At 58.3% G+C, this 16,671-nt stretch carries 21 protein-coding genes; 15 read left to right on the top strand and 6 right to left on the bottom strand.

Going from position 1 to position 16,671, the window contains the following annotated elements; all coding sequences use genetic code 11:
- Window positions 1-54 precede the first annotated feature (54 nt).
- The 4 genes from RC85_RS04025 to RC85_RS04005 all read right to left on the bottom strand — a co-directional run bounded on the left by RC85_RS04025 (window position 55) and on the right by RC85_RS04005 (window position 2,205).
- Window positions 55-333 carry a hypothetical protein gene (locus RC85_RS04025; protein WP_149752566.1) on the bottom strand — a complete coding sequence of 93 codons (279 nt, stop codon included), beginning with the start codon at window positions 331-333 and terminating at the stop codon, window positions 55-57.
- A gap of 46 nt (window positions 334-379) precedes the next feature.
- Window positions 380-604, bottom strand: coding sequence for a hypothetical protein (locus RC85_RS04020; RefSeq protein ID WP_149752567.1), 225 nt, complete (start codon window positions 602-604; stop codon window positions 380-382).
- Between the two features lie 133 nt (window positions 605-737).
- On the bottom strand, window positions 738-1,013 hold the full coding sequence (locus RC85_RS04015) for a hypothetical protein (RefSeq protein WP_068258889.1): 276 nt from the start codon (window positions 1,011-1,013) through the stop codon (window positions 738-740).
- Window positions 1,014-1,344: 331 nt separating this feature from the next.
- Window positions 1,345-2,205: an amidoligase family protein gene (locus tag RC85_RS04005; protein WP_068258885.1), complete on the bottom strand. Its 861-nt coding sequence runs from the start codon at window positions 2,203-2,205 to the stop codon at window positions 1,345-1,347.
- Window positions 2,206-2,367: 162 nt separating this feature from the next.
- On the opposite strand from RC85_RS04005, the gene RC85_RS04000 reads away from it, so the two are divergent.
- From RC85_RS04000 to RC85_RS03990, 3 genes are all read left to right on the top strand, one after another.
- The gene (locus RC85_RS04000) at window positions 2,368-2,661 is read left to right on the top strand and encodes a hypothetical protein (RefSeq protein ID WP_068258883.1); all 294 of its coding nucleotides are present in this window, start codon (window positions 2,368-2,370) and stop codon (window positions 2,659-2,661) included.
- Window positions 2,651-4,918 (top strand): terminase gpA endonuclease subunit, encoded by a 2,268-nt coding sequence (locus RC85_RS03995; RefSeq protein WP_068258881.1) that lies wholly within the window; start codon window positions 2,651-2,653, stop codon window positions 4,916-4,918. Before RC85_RS04000 ends, RC85_RS03995 begins: the two co-directional genes overlap by 11 nt.
- A gap of 78 nt (window positions 4,919-4,996) precedes the next feature.
- Window positions 4,997-6,139 carry a hypothetical protein gene (locus RC85_RS03990; RefSeq protein WP_068258879.1) on the top strand — a complete coding sequence of 381 codons (1,143 nt, stop codon included), beginning with the start codon at window positions 4,997-4,999 and terminating at the stop codon, window positions 6,137-6,139.
- A 39-nt stretch (window positions 6,140-6,178) separates the two neighbouring features.
- Here RC85_RS03990 and RC85_RS03985 read toward each other — a convergent pair whose 3' ends face one another.
- Together RC85_RS03985 and RC85_RS03980 are read right to left on the bottom strand one after the other, a co-directional pair.
- Window positions 6,179-6,472, bottom strand: a complete 294-nt coding sequence (locus RC85_RS03985) for an MTH1187 family thiamine-binding protein (RefSeq protein WP_068258963.1) — start codon at window positions 6,470-6,472, stop codon at window positions 6,179-6,181.
- A 58-nt stretch (window positions 6,473-6,530) separates the two neighbouring features.
- The gene (locus tag RC85_RS03980) at window positions 6,531-7,292 is read right to left on the bottom strand and encodes a hypothetical protein (RefSeq protein ID WP_160148058.1); all 762 of its coding nucleotides are present in this window, start codon (window positions 7,290-7,292) and stop codon (window positions 6,531-6,533) included.
- Between the two features lie 248 nt (window positions 7,293-7,540).
- On the opposite strand from RC85_RS03980, the gene RC85_RS03975 reads away from it, so the two are divergent.
- The 12 genes from RC85_RS03975 (at window position 7,541) to RC85_RS03915 (ending at window position 16,648) form a co-directional block, all read left to right on the top strand.
- Window positions 7,541-7,738, top strand: a complete 198-nt coding sequence (locus tag RC85_RS03975; RefSeq protein WP_068258875.1) for a hypothetical protein — start codon at window positions 7,541-7,543, stop codon at window positions 7,736-7,738.
- A 207-nt stretch (window positions 7,739-7,945) separates the two neighbouring features.
- A complete protein-coding gene (locus tag RC85_RS03970; RefSeq protein ID WP_068258873.1) occupies window positions 7,946-9,301 on the top strand; it encodes a phage portal protein in 1,356 nt (451 codons plus the stop codon).
- On the top strand, window positions 9,267-11,309 hold the full coding sequence (locus RC85_RS03965) for a phage major capsid protein (RefSeq protein ID WP_068258871.1): 2,043 nt from the start codon (window positions 9,267-9,269) through the stop codon (window positions 11,307-11,309). Before RC85_RS03970 ends, RC85_RS03965 begins: the two co-directional genes overlap by 35 nt.
- A 49-nt stretch (window positions 11,310-11,358) precedes the next feature.
- Window positions 11,359-11,688, top strand: a complete 330-nt coding sequence (locus tag RC85_RS03960; RefSeq protein WP_068258869.1) for a DUF2190 family protein — start codon at window positions 11,359-11,361, stop codon at window positions 11,686-11,688.
- 9 nt (window positions 11,689-11,697) lie between these two features.
- Entirely contained in the window at window positions 11,698-12,048 is a 351-nt protein-coding gene (locus RC85_RS03955) for a DUF2190 family protein (RefSeq protein ID WP_068258867.1), read from the top strand.
- A 15-nt stretch (window positions 12,049-12,063) separates the two neighbouring features.
- Entirely contained in the window at window positions 12,064-13,650 is a 1,587-nt protein-coding gene (locus RC85_RS03950; RefSeq protein ID WP_068258865.1) for a trypsin-like peptidase domain-containing protein, read from the top strand.
- Window positions 13,647-14,027, top strand: coding sequence for a hypothetical protein (locus RC85_RS03945; protein ID WP_068258863.1), 381 nt, complete (start codon window positions 13,647-13,649; stop codon window positions 14,025-14,027). Before RC85_RS03950 ends, RC85_RS03945 begins: the two co-directional genes overlap by 4 nt.
- Entirely contained in the window at window positions 14,024-14,476 is a 453-nt protein-coding gene (locus RC85_RS03940) for a hypothetical protein (RefSeq protein ID WP_068258861.1), read from the top strand. The genes RC85_RS03945 and RC85_RS03940 overlap by 4 nt, the downstream gene beginning before the upstream one ends.
- Window positions 14,476-15,030, top strand: a complete 555-nt coding sequence (locus RC85_RS03935) for a hypothetical protein (protein WP_068258859.1) — start codon at window positions 14,476-14,478, stop codon at window positions 15,028-15,030. Before RC85_RS03940 ends, RC85_RS03935 begins: the two co-directional genes overlap by 1 nt.
- A 30-nt stretch (window positions 15,031-15,060) precedes the next feature.
- Window positions 15,061-15,471 (top strand): hypothetical protein, encoded by a 411-nt coding sequence (locus RC85_RS03930; RefSeq protein WP_068258857.1) that lies wholly within the window; start codon window positions 15,061-15,063, stop codon window positions 15,469-15,471.
- Window positions 15,472-15,914: 443 nt separating this feature from the next.
- Window positions 15,915-16,415 (top strand): hypothetical protein, encoded by a 501-nt coding sequence (locus RC85_RS03920; protein WP_068258854.1) that lies wholly within the window; start codon window positions 15,915-15,917, stop codon window positions 16,413-16,415.
- 11 nt (window positions 16,416-16,426) lie between these two features.
- Entirely contained in the window at window positions 16,427-16,648 is a 222-nt protein-coding gene (locus tag RC85_RS03915; RefSeq protein ID WP_149752569.1) for a hypothetical protein, read from the top strand.
- Window positions 16,649-16,671: the final 23 nt, after the last annotated feature.

Here is a 16,671-nt window from a genome sequence, read left to right as displayed (position 1 = left end):
GAGCCATGAAACCGAAACGACATCAAGCGAAGTCCGGCAGGATTCCGCGGGTTTTCAATTCATTTCGTCGGGCGGCACGATGACCGGCAAAATTCCGCTGGTCAGTTCTCGCATCGCCTTTTCGACTCGGTCGAGTTCGGCGATCAAAATTCTGCGTTCGTCACCCTTCGTTTTCCGGATCGCGATGTCCATCGCGTCGCGCAGGTCGGTCATCGTTTCGTAAGCCGAAAAGATTCCTCGGGTCATTCGCCGGCGAACGCGGCTGTCGAGTTTTTCCATAGTGGCGAGCAGCGTGCGTGCGTCCTTCTTGTCTTGTTCGGTGTAGTGCGGCATGTTTGGTTCCTTGTTTAGGTTCAGGAAAAGTGAAATGGTTTTGGGGTTAGTTTCCCGCGTCATCCGGCGAGAAATGGTTCTTCAAATCTTGCAGTTGTTCGCAAAGATGCTTCAGCGATCCAACGTCGTCCCATCCGATCGCCGGCCCGTCGTCGGTCGGTGCCGGCGTGTCCTCGACGCGTTGGTGCAAGTCTTCGAGAAGCGTTAGCGCTCGGACGTGGGCGGCGGTGTATTCGGCTTCGATGCGTTGGCGGTTGGTTGCGTTGGCCATGTTCGGGTCTCCGTTGCGGAAGGGAAATGAAATTCGTTTCGGTGACACACATGAGCCATGCGTCGCCGGCGACAGCAAGCGAAGTTCGGAAAACATTCGAGATGTTTTCCGAACTTCTTTTTGCCAGCCGTGATTAGCAATCGCGGCAGGTTTCCCAGGCCCGTTTGCTGCCGTAGCAAATCTGGCCGCCTTCGACGATGTAGACCATCGCGTCGTCGGCGACGTCTTGGTCGTCGAAGAATTCGCTGGCGTCTTCTTCGCTCGCTTCGTTCATTTCCGCGCCGCTGGTTACGCCGGCGATGCGGTTTTCAAAGGGCCAGTTCTCTTGCGTCATCAACCGCACTTCGCAGTCGTCGCCGTGCGTTTCGCGGTACTCTTCCAAAAGCGTCATCAGTTCGGAAACCGTCATGTTTGTCTCTCCGTTTGGGTGAATGAAAAACCGTCTTGCGATGACACACATGAGCCATGCGTTTTGAGACGCAGCAAGCCGATCCCGGCAGTAATTCGCAGGGTTTTTTCATGTTTTTGGATGCCGCCGACGTGGCCGACAAACGCCGCGTGTGGCGACACGGTTCATGCCGGCCGAGTAGCCGCAGTGGCGGAGCTTTTGCCACAGGTGCGCAACGTGCCGGCCTAGTAGTCACATAACCCGAACGGGAGAGATCGTTCGCGGTTTCAAAAAAGAAAGTTTGAAGCCGCCAAGCCCGAAGAGGCTGGCGGCGTGCAAAAACCTGGCGGCGTCAAACCGCCCGGTCGTACTTGCGGGCCATTTCGAGAAGCTTCTTTTTGACCGGTTTCCAATCGCAGGTTTGGTCGCCGGCGGTCAGTTCGCCGAACCGTTTGTTACGAAGGTCGCCCTTGTACCAACCCTTCGTCCAACCGAGCCGGTAGAAGAGCCGGTTCAATTCCGTTTCGCCTTCGCCGGCACCCGGTCGGTCCCAGCAAGATTTTGTGCCGGGTTTCTTTGCGTAGTCCCAGCCCGAGCACCGTTTGCTATTCAAGGCGAGTTCTACCAAGCCGAGTACGAGTTGCAGGTAGCCGGCGATTTTGTCTTTGTTGAGGCTGCCGGCGAAGGCCCGAATCTCGATGCGGTTCTTCCCGCGGGCCAGGTGCGTCAAATTCAAAAGGTGGTAGCGGTCCGATTCGCATTGGCGTTTCGCGGCGTCTTTGTTGCCGTAGTCTTTGATCCGTTTCGCCCAGCGGTTTTGTTCGCGGCGTCGCGTGCCGGTCGAAGCGTAGATGGCGCGTTCGTGGTTGCCGATCAGCGAGATGAGTCGCGAAAGGGCCGCGGCGTCGTTACCGAAGCTGACCGTGACATGAATGCCGGTCGAATAGTTGACCCGGCCGCCGCGGGCCGCGATCGCGTCGACCGCGGTCATGACGCTTTGCAGCCCTTCGTACCCGCGGAGGACCGGCGATACAAATTCGCAACCCTTCCGGCCGCGTCCAAGCGTCATGATGCTCGAATCGCGTTCGGCTTTCCAACCCGCCGGCAGCCAAGAGACCGGCAACCCGTTGTGGTAGCCGCCGATCGGCGTGGGGTCGTTTTCGGGCATGGTGGTTTCGAGTTCGATGCCGAAGGCGATGTCGTTGGCGTGCATGTTTGTGTCTCCGAAGGGGTGAAGAATTCGTTTCGTTGACACACATGAGCCATGCGTTTCGAGACACCTCAAGCGAAGCTCGGCAGTAATGTTTCAGTAATTCGCAGCTTTCTTTTCACGCCCACACGCGGCCACGTTTGCCCCTGTTTTGCCGTGCGAAACATGCGGCCGATCATGCCGGCGATGCCATTTCTCGCGACAGTCGCCGGCGTGTTGCCCGTGTCGCAATTCCTCTCGATGGAGCCCGTCATGGAAGACAAGAAACCGTCCGTCAGCCCCAACGCATTGAGGGTCGAACAACTCGCCCAGGTTCTTTCCGCCGCGGCCCAACGCCGCGTGCAGGTCGAGCACATCCAGGCCGATATCGAAGCCGGCGCACCAACCAACGCCGACGGAACCCTCAGCGTTCTCGACTACACCGCATGGCAATTGCAGGAGATGCACCGTGGCCAATGACATCCGACGATTGAAGCCGAGCGAGTGCTGCCGGATGCTCAATAGCACATCGCTCGGCGAAGTCATCAACGAACGACAGCTCTACCGCTATCGAACTCGAGCCGGCAATCGCATCGGAGACGGGCAACACGTCGATCTTCTCCGGTTCAGTCAATGGCTACTCGAAGAACGCAACAAACCGAAACCGCCGGCGAGCGAAGACCCGTATGCCGACGCAAAAGAGCGAGCACGATCACGCAACGCCGCGATCGCGCAGGCCGGCCGTGACATTGGCGACCTACCCGTGGTCGAGGATGCCGAACGCAAGACAAAGGCCGCCGGCAGCTTTCAGTTCTTCTGCGAGGCGTACTTCAAGCTGACTTTTCATCTTTCTTGGTCCCCGGACCACATCAAAGTCATTCGCAAGATCGAAGAGGCGGTCGTTCGCGGCGGTTTGTTTTCGCTCGCCATGGCACGTGGTTCCGGCAAGAGTTCGCTTGCAGAGGTCGCGTGCATTTGGGCGGTGCTCAACGGCTACCGAGACTTCGTTTGCCTGATCGGAAGCGACGAGGGCCACGCCTGCGACATGCTCGATTCGATCAAAACGGAACTCGACGCCAACGAACTGCTGTTGGCCGACTACCCCGAGGTCTGCTTTCCAATTCAAGCGTTGGACGGAATCGCCAATCGCGCAAACGGCCAGCTCTACCAGGGCAAGCGAACTCAAATTGGTTGGACGGCCAAAGAGGTCGTGTTACCAACGATCGCCGGCAGCAAAGCGAGCGGTGCGATCATCAAAGTCGCCGGCCTGACCGGTCGCATCCGTGGCATGAAGTTCAAACGGCCGGACGGGAAAACGGTTCGGCCGTCGTTGGTGGTTTTGGACGACCCGCAAACCGACGAGTCCGCTCGCTCGTTATCGCAGTGCGCCAACCGCGAAGCGATCCTCGCCGGAGCGGTGCTCGGACTCGCCGGCCCAGGCAAGAAGATCTCGGGCATCATGCCATGCACAGTCATCCGTCCTGGCGACATGGCCGACAACATCCTCGATCGTGACAAACACCCCGAATGGAACGGCGAGCGAACGCGAATGGTCAACTCTTTCCCCACCAACGAAACATTGTGGGAACGCTACGCCGAAATCCGCAGCGAAGGCTTGCGAGCCGGCGATGGCGGAACTGCCGGCACGGAGTTCTATCGACAAAACCGTGAAGCGATGGACGCCGGCGCAGAAGTCTCGTGGAAAGAGCGCTGCAACCACGACGAGCTATCCGCGATCCAACACGCGATGAACTTGAAGCTCCAAGACGAGGCCGCGTTCTTCGCCGAATACCAGAACGAACCCCTGCCAGCCGAGACCGTCGACGCCGATCAACTGACGCCGGAACAGGTCGCCGCGAAGATCAACAACATGCCGCGGTTAACCGTCCCCATCGCTGGTAACCATCTCACAGCGTTCATCGACGTGCAAGGCAAACTCTTGTTCTACGTCGTCGCCGCGTGGGAAGACGATTTCACCGGCTACGTCGTCGATTACGGAACCTACCCCGACCAACAACGCCCGCACTTCACGCTTCGCGACGCACGACACACGTTGGCAAACGCAACCGATGGAACGGGACTCGAAGGCAGCATTTACGCCGGCCTCGATTCGCTCACCACTGATCTGCTCGGCCGCGAATGGCAACGCGACGACGGCGCGGCCATGAAGATCGGTCGGTGCTTGATCGACGCGAACTGGGGCCACTCCACCAACGTCGTCTACCAATTCTGCCGGCAAAGCCCGCACGCCTCGATCTTGCTACCCTCGCACGGTCGCTTCGTCGGTGCCTCGTCAAACCCATTCAGCGAATACAAACGCCGGCCCGGCGACCGCGTCGGACTGAATTGGCGTATCCCGTCCATCAACGGCAAGCGAGCGATCCGCCACATCATCTACGACACGAACTGGTGGAAGTCCTTCACGCACGCCCGCCTCGCGGTCGCGATGGGCGATCACGGATGTCTTTCCGTCTTCGGTGATCGCCCCGAACAACACCGCATGTTTGCCGAACAAATCACCGCCGAATACTTCGTCAAAACCGAAGGCCGCGGCCGAACGGTCGACGAATGGAAAGCCCGCCCCGAACAACCCGACAACCACTGGCTCGATTGCCTGGTGGGCACCGCCGTCGCCGCTTCGATGCAGGGGGCGTTGTTGTTCGGGACAGATATTGCCGCCGCACCGAAACGCGAACGCGTTAGCTTCAAGGAAATGCAGCGTCGAAAGAGGAGTTAGTATTATCTCGACCAACGCGAACTTCAAATGGACGGCAAGTGTCGTGAAGGTTTGTCGAACTTGGATTGAGGAATTGCCATGAATTACGAAGAAGATCTCTCGGAAGAACATCGCGAACCTGGCCCCGAGGTGACGCCCAAACTATTTCGCAAGTGGCAAAAGGCTGTCCGGGGTTCAACCGTCGCTGAAGACATGACCAATCCGGTTTGGCTCTGGCTTTTTCGCGGACGAGTGGATCCCTATCACGCCCACGAGAGGTTCAAGTCCCGGCTTGGCAAGGTCTTTGGCCACGGAGACTATCCCAGTGAGGCACGGTGGGCGGGATGCCGCATGGGACAATCGCGAACCGAGCTTGCGGATGGGCGAGTTTTCTGGATCGCCGGTGAACACGAAGATTACTACGACCCAGACTTTTTTATCTACAACGACGTCATCATCGAACATCCTGACGGCGACGTGCAAATCATCGGCTACCCCGAGTCATCGTTTCGGCCGACAGACTTTCATTCCGCGACCGCGATCAACAACGATCAGGCAATTTTGCTGATTGGCAACGTTGGCTACGCCGATGAACGCGATGTTGGTCACACGCAAATCTATCTGCTCGACACGACAAGCCTCGTGCTCACGGAGGTATCGAGTTCAGGAAACCTCCCCGGTTGGATCAGCAAACATGACGCAAGGCTTGCATCCGATCTAGGTTCGATCGTTGTTCGCGGCGGCGACATCATGACCAAAGACGGCTTGCTCGAGAACATCGACGATTGGTCCCTTTCACTTCCCGACTTCGTTTGGACTCGGCTCACGATGCGAAAGTGGGTGCGGTTTCAGGTGTCGCGTTCCGACGGGCTAGGCCTTCACCTGTGGCAGTACGACATGCGAAGGTTTGCTTTGGAATACCCTCGTGCTGGTGTAGATCAGGAAGACGACCTGGTGGAGCAAATCGGTGGCGAGCCGAATATGGATGCGTTCAATTCGCTTTACAATCCACCCGTTGATCATTTGACGGTCGAGCGAGACCCCGACGAAGAGGGTGATTGGCGAGCGATGCGCATCTTGGTTGACGACGTTTGCGTTCGATACACCGATGACATGGAGTATTTGACCGTGACGGTCGAAGGAGAGTTGCCGGAACCAGTGATCGAATCCATTGCCAGCGACTTGCAGAGTAAACTATCGCATGTCGAAAATAGCGAGTGCCACATAAAGTGGCTGGAATGAACACCTCCGAACGGAATCGGATTGCGTGTGCGTCTACCGTCACTTCCTCGCAACGCTGTCGATCTTGTCCTGCATCGACTGTTCACGATCCGTCCGCGTCCCGACTTTGATGCTCGTCGTGATTCGCGGTGCTCCCATCGCGTGGACTCGTTCGTGGCATTGCTTGACGGCAGCGAACACGTCGTCCCACTCGCCTTCGATGTTGGTACCGTAGGCGTGAAGTTGGTGATGTAGCCCTGCTTCCTGCAACACCTTCTGGCATTCGGTGACGTACTTTCTGACCGAGACACCAACGCCCATCGGGACGACACATAAATCAACAATCACTTTCATCTTGGGCAGGCTTCCTTTCATTTTGGTCGCTTAAGTTGTGCTGCCTCAAAGTTGACCCTCAATTCGCTAGAACCGCAACCTTCGCAGCGACATCGGTCGGCAACGGATCTTGATGACCATTCGACACGAGGCCAGATCGAACTTTTTGAAGCTGGCCAATGCGTGTTTGCAGCGAAGCGATCTCTTCGTCGATTGCCGCCAGGTTGCGTGCCTCGATCGGCGACGACAAATCCTCGCCTCGGTGATCCAACTTGCTGATCCGATGCAGAATCGGCACCGTCAAACTGAACGAACCGATCACAATCGAAGTCGCCGCAATCAAACGCCAAACTTCTTTGGAATCAATCTCGCCGGTGATGACCGCACAGAGCAACAACGCAAAGCCGAACACGACTTGACTGCCGATGAAATGAATCCACTGAAAACGTTTGGCCAGCTTCGCGATCGACAGCAAGCAAACGTGGACGACCGAAACGCCGATAATCGAAACGCATGCGGCGGTCTTCCAATAGACCTCTGAATCAACATCGCCCCAAATTCCGACAAGCATCATCGCCGCGGTCACGATCGCGAGACCCAGCCCCGCCTTCGGCAGCACGTTTCGCCCGCGTGGTGTCCGCGACAGGTCGCAGGCCAATCCACAAAGACTGGTCACGGCGACGATGACGGTGGTTAACATCACCTGCACCTCGAACCATCCCCAAGTATCTCGGAGGATGAACACGATGCCGAGGACCGCGCCAAGAATGACGGATCCGATCAGTCCCCACAAACAAAATTTAGCGGGGCGACTCTTGTCAGTCTTGGCGATAGCGTTCATGGCGATGGCTCGAGGCATATAGATTTGAAGAGTGGTTGGGTCCACCATCAACCAGAGCCTCTTGAAGCGGAAAGGCTTCGCAAAAGATTTTAGAAATCTTTTCCCCTTCGCTTACGCCGGTAAATGCAGGCGAAAAACGTCTCTTCGTGATCTTGCAGACCGGAATCCTTCTTCCTCGCTGCGCAGAGTTTTCGTCGAACGGATTATGTGACTAACAGAGAAGCACGGTCCACACGCGGCGAAAAACGATGCCAGACGACCTCGAAGACGAGATTCGCGAGAACGCAGCAGGGCCGGCGAAGGCGTCAGGGGATGCCGGCAGCGTTGAACAGCACAAGCTGACCGACCAGATCGCCGCCGACAAACATCTCGCCGGCAAGAAGGCCGTTGCCAAACCGCACCGCGGACTTCGCTTCAATAAGATCGTGCCGCCGTCAGCTGGCTGATTTTTATTTCAACTCAACACCACGACCATAGGGCTGCCGGGGACGGCAACAGGAACAGCACGGATGCTGAAACGTTTGTCAGGGATAATCGAGCAATTGCGCGGGCGGAGTCACCTTCCTCCGAACGCCTCTGGACGCTCGCCCCGGCAGCCCTTTTTCTCACGACTGCGAGCGAAGTACGACGCGGCAAACACGACGCTCGACAACATGAAGCACTGGTCGCGGGCCGATGGTTTGTCGGCCTCGTCTGCGAACAGCCCCGAGGTTCGTCGTACGCTTCGCAACCGATCGCGTTACGAAGTCGCCAACAACAGTTACGCTCGCGGGATCACACTGACGCTTGCCAATGACGTGGTCGGAACCGGCCCGCGTTTGCAAATGCTGACTGCCGACGACGCCGCGAACCGATTTGTCGAAGCGGAATTCTTCGCTTGGTGCGAAGCAATCGGTCTGGCCGAAAAACTGCGAACGATGCGGTTGGCTCGTGTCGCTGATGGTGAATCGTTCGGTTTGCTGACCAGCAACGAACGGCTCAATACGCCGGTCAATCTTGATCTTCGTTTGATCGAAGCCGACCAAGTGGCGTCGCCGACACTCGCGAACGACTCCGCACGCTACATCGACGGCATCCGCTTCGACGCCGACGGCAATCCGACCAGCTATGACGTGCTTCGTCATCACCCCGGTGATGACTTCTTCGCCTACGAGGAAGAATACAACACCGTGCCGGCCGCCGCGGTGCTGCACTACTTCCGCTGCGATCGACCGGGTCAGATTCGAGGCGTCCCGGACATCACGCCGGCGTTGCCGCTGTTTGCACAACTACGTCGCTTCACGCTCGCGGTGCTCGCTGCCGCGGAAACGGCCGCCGAGTTCGCCGGCATCCTCTACACCGACGCGCCGGCAAACGGCGAAGCCGATTCCGCCGAACCTTTCGAGCCGATCGAACTTGAGAAGCGAATGCTGCTCACCATGCCCGGCGGCTGGAAGATGGCGCAAATGAAGAGCGAGCAACCGGCGACCACCTACGCCGAGTTCAAGAAAGAAATCCTCAACGAGATCGCTCGTTGTTTGAACATGCCCTTCAATGTCGCCGCCGGCAATTCATCGGGCTACAACTATGCCAGCGGCCGTTTAGACCACCAAACCTACTTCAAGTCGATCCGCGTTGAGCAAACTCAACTTGCTCGCGTTGTCTTGGATCGAATCCTGACCGCTTGGCTCCGCGAAGCCATTCTTATCGAGGGCTATCTGCCCAACTCGCTTCGCACGCTCGACAGCACCTTCGAGCATCAATGGTTTTGGGATGGCCACGAGCACGTGGATCCCGCCAAAGAAGCCAACGCCCAAAAGATCCGTCTCGCCAGTCATACGACAACTCTGGCCATCGAATTCGCGCGGCAGGGGCGTGACTGGGAGACGGAACTTAAACAACGTGCGAAAGAACTCGCACTGATGCGTGACCTCGGTCTGACGATCGAGTCCGACGAATCTGATTCATCCCCCGAAACCGAGGTCACGGAAGACAATGCCGAAGAGTCTCAAAGCCAACAAGCCGATTGAAGCCGAAGCCGAATCGGTCCCCAGCAGCCTTCGTATCGTTTGCGATGACGCCGCGACGATTCAACTGGCCGCCGCCGAAGAAGCCGGCGAAGACAAACCCGCGCTTCGCAAGTTCAGCATGACTGCCTACACCGGCGGCGCGATGCGATTGGGTGGTTGGCCTTACCCGGTTGTCGTTGACCTCGCCGGCATGCGAGTGACGCGCAAGTCACGACCGATCTTGAAGGACCACGATCGTGGCAGCATCGTCGGCCACACCGACGACATCACGATCAACGACAAATCACTCGTTGTCGCCGGCGTGATCTCGGGCGTTGGAACGACCGCGCAAGAAGTCATCGCGACCAGCGAGAACGGATTCCCGTGGCAGGCATCGCTCGGTGCGAGTGCCGACAAGGTTGTCTTCATCCCCGAAGGCAAAACTGCACAAGCCAACGGTCGCGAACAAAAAGGCCCGATCTACATCGCCCGCAAGTCAACGCTCGGCGAAGTCTCCTTCGTCGCTCTCGGTGCCGACGACAACACCGAAGCCCGAGTGGCCGCCGGCAACTACGCCGACATCGAAGACCCCGGCGATGAGCCAGAAGAAACCGACACCGATCCCACCGACGACCTCGAACCCGTCAACGCAAGTTTGAACATGAACACGAAACCCAAAACCGAAACGAAGCCTGCGACCAAGGAACCTTCGCCGGTCGAGGAAATGCGTGCTCAAGCCGCGGCCGAGTCACGACGAATCGCCGGCATTCGCAAGCTGTGTGCCGAAAACCATCCCGACATCGAAGCCGACGCGATCGAGCAAGGCTGGTCCACCACCAAAACGGAACTCGCCGTGCTGCGAAGCGAACGCCCCAAGGCTCCCGAGCAAACGCAAAACCAACCTCGTTATTCTCGCGAAGTCCTCGAAGCCGCCGCGTGTTTGTCCGTTGGCATCGAAGAAAAGGTTCTGCTTGCCAGTTACGGCGAGAAGACACTCAACGCCGCCGACCCGTTCCGGCACATCGGCTTGCGTGAACTCGTCGCCGAGTGTGCCCGCAGCGAAGGCATCGACGTCCCACGAGTGTTCGGCGACGGAACGGCAACAATCCGCGCCGGCTTCAGTTCCATGAGCCTCCCCAGCATCATGGAAAACGTCATGAACAAAACGCTCTTGGCGGCCTACCAAAACACACCGATCGCCGCGTTCGATCTGTGCAGTGTCGGCACGGTCACGGACTTCAAGGAAGTGGCCCGCTATCGCTTGCTCGGAACCGGCGGCTTTGAACAAGTCGCTCCCGACGGCGAACTGAAACACGGAAAGCTGTCGGAACAGAAATACAGCAACAAGGCCGACACGTACGGTCAGATCCTTACGCTGACCCGTCACGACATCATTAACGATGACCTGTCGGCGTTCATGGACATCCCGCGTCAAATGGGACGCTCGGGTGCCGAGTCCATCGACGATCTGTTCTTCACACTCTTGCTCAAGAACGCTGGTTTCTTCTCATCGTCGAACGCCAACTTGCTGCAAGGTGCCGACACCAAGTTCGGTCCCGACGCATTGACCGTCGCAAAGACCACCTTCCGAAAACAGAAGGCCGGCCCTGGCGGCAAACCCAAGGACCAAAAGCCGATCAACATTCGGCCCGAGTACTTGGTCGTGCCAGTGGAACTGGAAACCGAAGCCGAACTGTTGATGGGGTCGTCCCAGTTGATGATCGACGCGCAAGGATCGCCCACCAAGATCCCGGTCGATAATCCGCACCGCAACAAGTACCGCATCATCAGCACGCCGCACCTGTCGGATTCGTACTACCCCGGTGCCAGCGCTGCCGCGTGGTATTTGTTCGCCAACCCGAACGTGCTGCCAGCGTTCGAGATCGTGTTCCTCAACGGTCGTCGCACGCCGATCATCGAACGAGTCGAAATGCCGCCGAACACGCTTGGCATGGGCTTCCGCTCTTACATCGACTTCGGTGTGAACTCGCAAGACCACCGCGCCGCCGTGAAAGTCGCCGGCGAGTGATCGCGGGCTGACCTTTGACCATCTTCCTCAACCGTAAACAACGAGACCCATGCAAGCTCAATACATCCACGACGGCAAACAAGTCGACTTCACGCCTGACGTTGACGTGCCCGTCGGTTCCCTCGTCATCCAAGGCGACCTGGTTGGCGTCACGAAACGTGACCTCAAAGCGGACACGCTCGGTTCGATCGCAGTCGAAGGCGTCTTTGACTTTCCGAAGGATCCCGCCGACGCCGAAACCTACACAGCCGGCCAAAAGGTCTACGCGACCGATGACGGCATCGTCACCGAAGTCCCCGATGGCAGCGTTCTCCTCGGCAAAGTCGTCGACGATGCCGAGCCAACCGACAACGTCGTCCGCGTTCGCCTGAGCCAGTGATGAACCGCCGTGAGCAATCCCATCATCGCACCCATCGGGGCGACGTTCGTCCACGAGGGCGTGACGATCCCGATTGTTACCGAAGCTGAAATCCCGGCCGGCAACGTCGTCGTGCTCGGCAAGCTGGTCGGCGTCGCTAAGTTCGGCATCTGTCCGAACTCACGCGGCAGCATCACGGTCGCCGGCGTCTTCAATCTCGTCAAAGACCCGACGACCAACATCCCGGCCGGCACGATTCTTTACTGGTCCAAGATCAGTCACCACGTCATCAAGAACGCTTACGAGCATTCGATGATCGGCATCGCCGTCGAAGACGCACCGCCGAGCACGCTGCGAGTTCTCGTTCGTCTCAAACAATAAGGAAGTGTCGCCGTCATGGAAGACAAACTCAAAACCCTCTTTGAATCGCGACGCTTCTGGGCGGCAGCCGGCGGTGTCGTTCTCGTTCTCTTGCTGCCGTTCGAGGTCAAGCTGTTGGCAACCATTCTCATCGCCCCCTGGATCATCGGCGATTCGATCCGATCCACCAAAGCCATCTTGCTCGCAATCGCGCTCAGCATGTTCGGCACCGTCGCATCCGCCGGCGACTTGCACGACACCTGCCGCGAAGCCACCGTGCGAATCCGCAACGGCAACTCGATGGGCAGCGGCACGTTGTTCCGCGAAAGTGAAGAGCACCTCTACGTTCTAACCAACGCCCACGTCGCGGGCACGGGCTTGGGCAATCGCGTCCAAGTCGAGTTCTGGAAAGAAGGCCACCAATCGCGGCCGATCGAAGCCGAAACCGTCGCGGTCGCCTACATCCCGCGAGCGTACCGCGATATCGCCGTCGTGCGGGTCGATCGCCGGGCACTGGGCAACTACCGCCCGCCGGTCATCCCGCTCGCCGATTCGCAAGACTCGTTCAACTACCAGAACATCTTCAGCGTCGGTTGCCCTAGCGGACGATGGCCAACCGCCTTTGAAGGTTTCGCACTCCGCCGGCAAGCCAATGGTGGCGACACGATTCACTTCGTGCCGATGCCTGCGGGCGGCCGATCCGGTTCCGCGATCTTCGACGTCAACGGTGGTGAAGCCCAAATCATCGGCTTGATCGCATGGCGAAGCACCGACTCGGGCGGTCACGGTCTCGACGGCCGAGGTGAAACGCACGGTTACGGCATCGCGATGACCCATCAAGAAGTCTGGGCAGGCTTGAGCGGTAAGCAAACCACTTCTTCGGTGCTGCTCGTTCCTCCGCCGGACGCCGTGCCACTTGGCACCAAGGTCGAACCTTCGTCGGAATCGAAACCAGATGCCAAACCCGAAGTCGCCGACGGTGAAGAGAATCAAGGCGAATCCGACGAAGTGATTCTCAAATACTCGGACCCATTCGCGATCGAACGCGATGTCGAATCCATTCGCGCTCAACGCTTGCCAAGTGGCATCCCCGCAACGGGTTCCGACCGCGACATCATGTTGCTCTACCAAGACTCCGTCACCGAAGGCCCGCAGTCCAGTCCGCCGGCACTCGCGTACCAAGGAAGCTGTTGCCAGAACTGCGGCTGCTACCTGACCACATCCGGCAATTGCCCCAACGGACAATGCCCGCTTCCAGATCGCCGTCAACAACAACCGCAACAATACGGGCAAGACCGTGGCGGCGGTGGACTGTTCCCAAGCCTGCCCCGCAACCGTGAACAAGGCGAACTGGAAAACCACTTGCTCCGTCGTCCCGGTGAACGCTTGCGAGAACTCTGGCCGTTTCCGTCGATGCGAGACATCGTCACGTGGTCGATCGTCGCGTTCTTCGTCCTCTACTTCATCGGCAAGTTCGCCAAAGCGAAGGTCAAACGAATCGTCAACGACCTGGCCGTCAACTTGGCAAACGTCGATGACGAAGTCGACACCGAACCGCCGGCACCGAAGCCACGAGCGAAACCGGTCGCAACGCGAGCCCGAAAACGCACCGCCGCCAAATGAGCGACATGCTTCACAAAGGTCAGTCTTGGCTCGCCGCCAAGCTGACCCGGTTCGCCTCGCGGATGGTCACGTACCAACGCGACGAAGTCTCCGTCGACTTGCCGGCGACCATCGGCAAGTCCGAATACGAGCAAGACGATGGCGAAGGCGTCATCACCCGCGCCCAAGTCCGCGACTTCCTGATCAACACCAAAGATCTGCTGGCATCGCCGATCGGCACCTGGCCCCGCCGCGGCGATCGCATCCTCGAAACCGACGGCGACACCACGTTCGTCTACGAGCTGATGTCGATCGGCAGCGAACCGCCGTGGCGATACAGCGATCCCTTCCGAGTCAAACTCCGCATCCACACCAAACTGGTCGACACCATCACATGACTGCAACCGCCGCCACGCCCGCCACCGTCATCCAAATCGCCGACAGCGTCGTGGCCGAGATCAACGCCGCCGACCTGTCCAAGAAAAACATCAACGCAGCACGCTTGTACGTTCCCGACTTTGACCTCGAGGACATGAAGGAACTGCGAGTCTCCGTCGTACCTCGCGAAGTCGAATACCTGCCGCTCGACCGTGCCACCAATAAGTACCACGCGACCATCGACGTCGCGGTGCAAAAGAAGTTCTCCAAGGGCGACGCCAAAGAGATCGACCCATTGGTGTTCTTCGTCGAAGAGATCGCCGACTACTTCCGTTTGAAACGTCTCAACTCCTACGTCGCCGCCCGCTGCATCAAGGTCGAGAACTCGGTCCTGTATTCCACCGAACATTGGACGCAGTTCAATCAGTTCACCAGCCTGCTGACGCTCACGTTTGAACTCGCCAAGTGATGCACATCCGGACGCGGGTTCGCTTCAACGCCAACCGCGTCAAGAAAAAGGTTGACCAAGCGTCGTTCAACTCGCTCGGTCACGCCGGCGGAGCGATCCGCAAAACCGCGTATCGCAGTATCCGCAAACGCAAGAACCCCTCACGGCCCGGCAGCCCACCGAGTTCGCCAACCGGTCGCCTACGACGTTCGTTCCGCTACGAAGTCGACCGTCGCACACCCGGCGTCGTCATCGGCCCAGTCAACGAAATCTCCGGCCAACTGTGGCACCTCCACGAGTTCGGCGGCAAGGCAAAGAAACGTCGGCGACTCAAACGTCACCGCTTCCGGGTCGGCCAGCACGGTCCCATCCGAGCGATCCGCCCCGGCAAGTTCGCCCGCATCGAACTCCGGACCGCCGCCCAAGCCAACCGTGCCCGCAGGTTGATCGACGAAGAGAACCAACGCCGTGGCGAAACCAAACCCGGACGCTATCCCAAGCGACCATTCATGAAACCAGCTCTCGACACCCACCGCGCCCAACTCCCCAAATTCTGGCGGGACTCCGTCAAGTAAGTTCACAACGCAGGATGGAAACGAACCCCTATGTCCGCTGAAGTAAAACTCGGTCTCGACGCCGTCCTGACGATCGACGGTGCCGAGATCAAGAACGTCAAAGACTTGACCGTCACACTGGAAAAGGCGGAGGCCGATGCATCGACCCGCGACAACAACGGTTGGCGAGCCACCGTCGGCACACTCAAAGACGCGTCGATCGAATTCACCGTGCTCAACAAGTCCGGCGACACCGCGTTCGGCATGCTGCAAGGCTTGTGGTCCAGTGGTTCGCCAACCGACGTTGGCATCACCGACGCCGGCGGAGCACTCACGCTCACGTGCGAAGTGATGAACTTCAACGTCAACCAAAACCTGGAAGAAGTCGTCTCGGCCGACGTGACACTCAAGCCGACTCAGTCGTCATCTGGCAGCGGTATGAACGTTGGTGGTGGATCTTGAACAAGCTTACTACAAAGCATTCGCCGTTACAGTTCACTCGTCTATCAGCATTCGACCTGATGAAATGATGGAGAATCGGTAACAGCCAACGCAGTTCAACCCTTTGAATCGCGAATTGCCGTTGCGACAACAGATCCTGAAAAAAGAATTGCGCCGGTAACCATGTGGGATGCTGAATTGTCAACGAGTCCATAGAGAAGAACGAGCATGCCGACCACGAACGTAATCCCAATAGTTCGTCTTTCAGTAATCCAATTCGATTGACTTTCTGAGACTGAAGCTGAAGTCGACATGGTTTTAATCTCTCTTTTGAAATTTAGGCGGTTCTTGCGATTGCTCTGCCAGGCATCGTAAAGTCCTCATTTTCAGCCATGAGTCTGCAAAGCTCTCTGTGGGCCTGCATTCTATCCAAATTTTCTATCTGGACCACGGAACGGAATCCCATGCAAAAGTTCGTTGACCGCCACGGTCGCGTTTGGATCGTCGACATCGACAACACCACGCTTCGCCGCGTGAAAACGCTCACCGGCGTTCGCTTGCTCGATGCCGTCGACGGAGACCTGATCCCGCAGATGACGCAGGACTTCTTGTTGCTCGGCGAAGTCCTATTCGCGGTCTGCAAGCCGCAAGCGGACAAGGACACCGTCAATCAAGAAGTGTTTGAGTCTGGCTTGTCGGGCGACTGTTTGACCGAGGCACGCAACGCACTCGTCGAAGCGTTGTTGGACTTCCTCCCGGAGGACCAACGCCGTCTGCTGAGCAAAGCGGTGACGCATCAACGCGAGGTGACGGCACGCGGGATGGAGATGCTGCACCGGAAGCTGGACGACCCGACGCTGGCGGACAAGATGGTGGCGGAACTCGAAGCGAACCTGGAGGTGCCCGGCTTGAACGCGAAATCTGTCACCTCGCCGGCATCCTCGGCGTCGACCCCGGACCGTTAACGCTTCGGCAAATGGTCTGGATGATCGACGCCAAGCGTAAACACGATTGGCAACTCGCCAGCACGCTGGTGTGGATCACCGCCGAAGTCAACCGCGATCGCAAACGTCGTCGAAAGGCATTCAAGCCCGACGACTTCAATCCGTGCGTCACGACGCGGCCCGCGCCCGCAAAGGCAAGCGTCGAACAAGTCGCCTCGCTTCTCGGTGCCAAGTTCACCAAAGCTAACCGCTAACCGCTAAAGGCTCACCGCTTCCC

Origin of the sequence: Rubripirellula obstinata (assembly GCF_001642955.1) — a bacterium.
Taxonomy (GTDB): Bacteria; Planctomycetota; Planctomycetia; order Pirellulales; family Pirellulaceae; genus Rubripirellula; species Rubripirellula obstinata.
The sequence above is the reverse complement of the archived record's forward strand: the minus strand, read 5'-3'. Positions and strand labels throughout refer to the sequence as shown.